Genomic DNA, 2,036 nt, shown 5'->3' with positions numbered 1-2,036 from the left:
AGCAGCCGGCTCATCGGCGGCCTCCGCACCCACGGCGCGCGAACTCGCGACCGGCGGCCGGGCGGCAGCGGACGGACGGGCGAACCGGAACGGAGCGGAAGGACGGGCGCGGCATGACTGGCGACATCGGGCGGATCGTGGCCGGACGCGGTGGTCGGGCCGTCAAACATCATATGAATGGCGGCCGGGACGCGGGTCCGGGCCGGTGGTCGGGCACGCTCATTTTAGGGCCGCGGCACCGCGTGTTCGGGGCGGGCGCGAACGGGTTTTGTAACCGATTGTATGGAGCAGGACGAACGGTTTCTCGGGGTCGGTCCATTTCCATCCAAAGCGGCTCAAGCGTCTCGTGCATTCGGGTCCCGAAACGGGCCGCGGCGCCGGCTCGCCAGTCTGTAACCATTGGCGGTATACGGCCCGATACCCGTTCGTCTAGAATCCGCGTAACTTTTACAAACGATCCCCAAATAACGCAGGCGGGGACGCCGGCAGACGCCGAAGGGACGGAGATTCGCACGCGCCGGGCGTGCATGGCGATTGCCGTTTCCGGGCGCCTTCCGCTGCCACGGACCGCCTGCCCGCACGCATGATGAACGCACTGGAACAAGAGCTCGCCACGCTGATCATCGGCGAACTGAATCTCGAAGACGTCCCGCTCGAAACAGTGACGGCCGAGACCCCGCTGTATGGCGAGGGTTTCGGGCTCGACTCCATCGACATCCTGGAAATCGCCCTGCTGATCTCGAAGAAATACGGCTTCGAGCTGCGTTCGGACAATCCGGACAACCAGAAGATCTTTGCGACGCTTGGTGCCCTGGCTGCGTACGTCGCCGCGCACCGCACGAAGTGACGACGTCGCGCACGGGCGCGGCGCGCAGATGATGACGGCAGGCGGCCGCGATCGGCAGACGATTCGCGGCCGCGTCGATCGAGGTGGAACGCGATGAACGGAGCAATTCGATGCGGGCGCTCGTGACGGGCGGCAGCGGCGCACTCGGGCAGGCGATCTGCACGGCGCTCGCGCAGGCCGGCCATGAAGTGTGGGTGCATGCGAACCGCCATCTCGCGCAGGCGGAGGCGGTCGCGCAGCAGATCGTCGAGGCCGGCGGCACCGCGCACGCGATCGCGTTCGACGTGACCGACGCCGACGCGACGCTCGCCGCGCTGAAGCCGTTCATCGACGATGCGCCGGTGCAGATCCTCGTCAACAACGCGGGCATTCACGACGATGCGCCGATGGCCGGCATGTCGCGACAACAGTGGCACAGCGTGATCGACGTGACGCTCAACGGCTTCTTCAACGTCACGCAGCCGCTGCTGTTGCCGATGATTCGCACGCGGCGCGGACGGATCGTCAACATCGCGTCGGTGGCCGGCGTGACCGGCAATCGCGGGCAGGTCAACTACGCGGCCGCGAAGGCGGGGCTGATCGGCGCGACGAAGTCGCTGTCGCTGGAGCTCGCGTCGCGCGGCATCACCGTGAACGCGGTTGCGCCCGGCATCATCGAATCGCCGATGGCCGAACAGGCGTTTCCCGCGGAACGCATCAAGCAGCTCGTGCCCGCGCAGCGCGCGGGCCGGCCCGACGAAGTCGCGGCGATGGTCGCGTACCTGGTATCCGACGCCGCGGCCTATGTGACGGGGCAGGTGCTGTCCGTCAATGGCGGGCTCGCATGACGAAGCGCGCAGCGTCGGCGTGACGTAACGCAACGCGGCGCAGGCCGCGATGTTGCGCGGCCTGCGCCGCATAGTGAGGAAATCGAAGTGTCCGTGCATCCAGTCGACGCCGAACGGCGCCCGTGTTCCCTGTCGTCCTCTGCCGAGCCGGTCGCGCACGGACAGACGACGGCCGGGCCGGCCGCATCGCGATCGGGCGAACCGCTCGCGCGCGGCGACGACCGCGCACTGCGGCTCGTCCGGATGAGCCATGCGCGGCTCGCTGCGTGGCTGCACGATTCGCATGGTCGCGGCGATGGACTCGAGCGCGCGTTTCCGGGGGCATTGGGTGCGGTGTGCATCGGCGCGGCCGGCCTGCAGGG

General features: G+C 68.3%; 2 protein-coding genes and 1 pseudogene. All 3 read left to right on the top strand.

The annotated features are described in order from the left end of the window. The first annotated feature begins 586 nt into the window (after positions 1–586). On the top strand, positions 587–847 hold the full coding sequence (locus G3N99_RS39465; RefSeq protein ID WP_043187455.1) for a phosphopantetheine-binding protein: 261 nt from the start codon (positions 587–589) through the stop codon (positions 845–847). Positions 848–957: 110 nt separating this feature from the next. Then, on the top strand, positions 958–1,674 hold the full coding sequence (fabG, locus tag G3N99_RS39460) for a 3-oxoacyl-ACP reductase FabG (protein ID WP_174940169.1): 717 nt from the start codon (positions 958–960) through the stop codon (positions 1,672–1,674). Positions 1,675–1,761: 87 nt separating this feature from the next. Next, positions 1,762–2,036, top strand: a pseudogene (locus G3N99_RS39455) (endoribonuclease L-PSP); the annotation flags it as partial.

Source organism: Burkholderia sp. Ac-20392, assembly GCF_017104585.1.
GTDB classification, from domain to species: domain Bacteria; phylum Pseudomonadota; class Gammaproteobacteria; order Burkholderiales; family Burkholderiaceae; genus Burkholderia; species Burkholderia lata.
Note: the sequence above shows the minus strand (reverse complement) of the source record. Positions and strands in the feature narration are given on the sequence as shown.